This window comes from Amycolatopsis sp. NPDC059657 (genome assembly GCF_042734395.1).
Taxonomy (GTDB): Bacteria; Actinomycetota; Actinomycetes; order Mycobacteriales; family Pseudonocardiaceae; genus Amycolatopsis.
This window is the reverse complement of the sequence record NZ_JBHWEB010000253.1, coordinates 1-3419: the sequence shown is the minus strand read 5'-3', so window position 1 is coordinate 3419 and position 3419 is coordinate 1. Positions and strand designations below refer to the sequence as shown.

The 3419-nt window shown below is 67.9% G+C and carries 3 protein-coding genes; 1 reads left to right on the top strand and 2 read right to left on the bottom strand.

What is annotated here, in order from left to right; translation table 11 throughout:
* Window positions 1–118: 118 nt before the first annotated feature.
* Together ACFV15_RS47980 and ACFV15_RS47975 are read right to left on the bottom strand one after the other, a co-directional pair.
* Entirely contained in the window at window positions 119–871 is a 753-nt protein-coding gene (locus ACFV15_RS47980; RefSeq protein ID WP_378360190.1) for an SDR family oxidoreductase, read from the bottom strand.
* A 142-nt stretch (window positions 872–1013) separates the two neighbouring features.
* Window positions 1014–1769, bottom strand: a complete 756-nt coding sequence (locus tag ACFV15_RS47975) for an alpha/beta fold hydrolase (protein ID WP_378360188.1) — start codon at window positions 1767–1769, stop codon at window positions 1014–1016.
* 75 nt (window positions 1770–1844) lie between these two features.
* Here ACFV15_RS47975 and ACFV15_RS47970 point away from each other — a divergent pair, with 75 nt between their 5' ends.
* The gene (locus tag ACFV15_RS47970; protein WP_378360187.1) at window positions 1845–3173 is read left to right on the top strand and encodes a PLP-dependent aminotransferase family protein; all 1329 of its coding nucleotides are present in this window, start codon (window positions 1845–1847) and stop codon (window positions 3171–3173) included.
* Window positions 3174–3419 lie beyond the last annotated feature (246 nt).

The following is a 3419-nucleotide window of genomic DNA, read 5'->3' as shown; positions in this document are numbered from 1 at the left end:
ATCCCCGATCCGGGTTGGTCGGGGGGGCTGGTTTTTGTTAATCTGACACCGGTCCCGGGTTTACGGACGGGTTTGTGTCCCCGCCGCCCACAACCGTCGGGAACACTCACGAGTCTTTCTAGCCGCGGAAGATCTGCAGCGGCGAGAAGCTCTGCACGACCGGCATCAGCTCGACCACGTTGACGTTGACGTGCGCGGGCTGCGAAGCGGCCCAGACCACGGAGTCGGCGACATCTTCCGCCGTCATCGGCTGCGTGCCCTCGTACACGGCGTCGGCCTTCGACTGGTCACCCTCGAACCGCACCTTCGAGAACTCGGTGCCGCCGACCATGCCCGGCTCGACATTGGTCACCCGCACGCCGGTCCCGTGCAGGTCACTGCGCAGGTTCAGGCTGAACTGGTGCACGAACGCCTTGGTCGCGCCGTAGACGTTCCCGCCGGGATACGGGTACGTCCCCGCGATCGAACCGAGGTTGATCACGTGCCCCCTGCCGCGCTCGACCATCCCCGGCAGCGCGGCGCGGGTGCAGTAGACCAGCCCCTTGCAGTTGGTGTCGATCATCTGGTCCCAGTCGTCGAGGTTCGCGCGATGCGCCGGCTCGAGCCCCTTCGCCAGCCCCGCGTTGTTGATGAGGACGTCGACCTCGGCGAACTCGGCCGGCAGGTTCGCGAACGCCTCGGCGACGGCGTCGCGGTCACGGACGTCGAGTTCCAGCGGCAGCACGTTCTTGCCCAGCTCGTCGGCGAGCGCTTCGAGCTTGCCGACGCGGCGCGCGGTCGCCACGACCTTCGCGCCGTCGGCCGCGAACCGCCGCGCGATCGCGGCGCCGAAGCCGGTGCTGGCACCGGTCACGAATACCGTCTTGTTCATCGGAGATCACCTGTCTGCTTCAGCGGATACTCGGTACCGACTGTAGGGCGTGTTCCATAAAGGCTTGTTCGCGATCTTCGCGCCCAGGTGATCCCGCTGCACCGCCAGGAACCACCTGGATCACGAAGCTCATCGAACAGCCTTATGAAACACGCCCTAGGAACTCCCCGAGCGCGGCGTTGAACTCGGTCGGCCGCTCCAGGTTCGGCAGGTGCCCGGCGCCGTCGATCACCACGAGCTTCGAGTCTTTCAGCCGGTCGTGCATGAGCTCGGCGTCCGGCAACGGCGTGAACGCGTCGACGCTGCCGACGACGACCAGCGCCGGGACTGCCAGCTCACCCAGCAGCTCGACGTAGTCCGGCCGCTCGGCCCGTCCTCGCAATGCGGCCGCCGCGCCTTCGGGCCGCGTCGTCCGCATCATCTCGAGCACGTGCTCGACCACCGCGGCGTCCGCGTCCGGCGCGACCATCCTGGTGATGAGCACCTCGGCCTCGGCTGACATTCCCGTCGCGAGGATCCGGTCGGCCGTCTCGTTGCGGACGCGCTTCCCTTCTTCCGTTTCTCCTTGCGCTGACGTGTCCGCCAGCACGAGCCCGCGCACGCGCTCGGGATAAAGCCTGCTGAACTCCATGACGATCTGGCCGCCCATCGACAGCCCGGCCAGCACCACGCGTTCGATCCCGAGCTTGTCGAGCAGCTCGGCGAGGTCGCCCGCGAAGTCCGACAGCAGCGTCTTACCTGGCACGACGGGGGAGTCGCCGTACCCGCGGAGGTCGGGCGTGATGACCCGCCAGCCGGGGAAGTCGCGCTGCGGGTGCCACATCGAGCGGTTGAACGGGTGGCCGTGCACCAGCAGCAGCGGCTCGCCGTCGCCGAAGTCTTCGTAAGCGATGTCCATGTGTCCTCCCTTTGACAACTCGAAGCTAATCGGAGCAATATGCGAGTGCAATAAGGACAATGACCTCGGAGCAATATGGACGACGACTACCGCGCGTTCGCCGACGCGATCGCCGCGGACATCGCGGCCGGCGTGCTGCGGCCGGGCGACCGGCTGCCCACCCAGCGCCGGTTCGCCCGCGATCGCGGCATAGCGGTCTCGACCGCTTCTCGGGTGTACGGCGAGCTGGTGCGCCGCGGGCTCGTGGTCGGGGAGGTAGGCAGGGGGACGTTCATCCGCGCGTCTCCGCCGATGGAGCCGTGGCTCGCCGAACCCAGCGGCACACCGGTCGACCTCCAGCTCAACTTCTCCGTGCTGCCGGGTCAGCCTGCCCGCCAGGCGGCGAGTATGGAGCGGCTCCTGCGGCCGGACGTCCTCGGCGCCTCGCTCGAAACGGTCGGTGTCGCCGGGACGTCCGCGATGCGTGAACTGACGGCTCAGTTCCTCGCGCGAGCCGGCTGGACGCCGTCGCCGTCGCAGGTGCTGTTCTCGGGGAACGGGCGGCAGGTGCTGGCGGGCGCGATCTCCGCGTTGGTGCCGACGGGGGAGCGGCTCGGTGTGGAGGCGCTCACCTATCCGCTGGTGAAGGCGATCGCCGGACGGCTCGGCGTGCAGCTGGTCCCGCTGGAGATGGACGCGCACGGGGTACGCCCGGAGGCGTTGGCCGCCGCCGGGTCGTTGCGTGCGGTGTACCTGCAGCCGACGCTGCACAACCCGCTCGGGATCACGATGCCCGACGAGCGTCGCGCGGAGATCGCCTCGACCGTGCGCGGGCTGGACCTGCCGGTGATCGAGGACGCGGTGTACGCCTACCTCGCGGAGGATGTCGCGCCGCTCGCACGCTGGATCCCGGAGCGGACGATCGTGGTCGACAGCATGTCGAAGCGTCTCGCGCCGGGGTTGACGTTGGGCTTCGCCGTGGTCGCCGAGGCCTATGTGGAGCGAGTCACGGCCGCGCTGCGCTCGGGTGGCTGGACCGCGCCGCACTTCGCGATGACCGCGGCAGCGGCCTGGATGTCCGACGGGACGGCCGCTTCGCTGGCAGCGGACAAGCGTCGCGACGCTCTCTCCAGGCAGGCATTGATGCGTTCGCGGCTTGCCGGATTCCGGGTGGTGTCCGATCCGCGGTGCTATCACTGCTGGTGGGAGCTCCCGGAGCCGTGGCGCGCCGAGACCTTCCTGGCGGCGGCCGGCCGTCAGGGCATCGCGGTCAGCCCGGCCGCGTCGTTCACGACCGGCGCCGGGCACGCCCCCAACGCAATTCGACTGGCGCTGTCCGTGCCGCCGGAGGAGACTCTGTCTTGGGCACTCGACGTGCTCGCGTCACTGGCTCGGTCGACCCCGGAAGCCGCCGGAATCGACTAGCGGGCCTGCTGAAGTGCGCAAACACGTTTAGGGGACCCCCCTGTTTTAGGCCCTGATCGGGCATGTAAAGTTCTCCAAGTCGCCAGGGAAACCGGGTGGCCGACCGGGAGAGAAAGAGTCCCGGACAAAACTTGCTAGATAGAATATGCTAAAAACAATTCGCTCTGGATAAGGTCAGGGAAACCTGATGCGATCCTCGGTGTGTTGCTTGAGAACTCAACAGTGTGCTAGTGAACTAAGCCAGTA

Bases quoted from the DNA above. Each gene is read 5' to 3' on its own strand.
- ACFV15_RS47980 (WP_378360190.1), bottom strand. From the start codon at position 871: ATGAACAAGACGGTATTCGTGACCGGTGCCAGCACCGGCTTCGGCGCC.
- ACFV15_RS47975 (WP_378360188.1), bottom strand. From the start codon at position 1,769: ATGGACATCGCTTACGAAGACTTCGGCGACGGCGAGCCGCTGCTGCTG.
- ACFV15_RS47970 (WP_378360187.1), top strand. From the start codon at position 1,845: ATGGACGACGACTACCGCGCGTTCGCCGACGCGATCGCCGCGGACATC.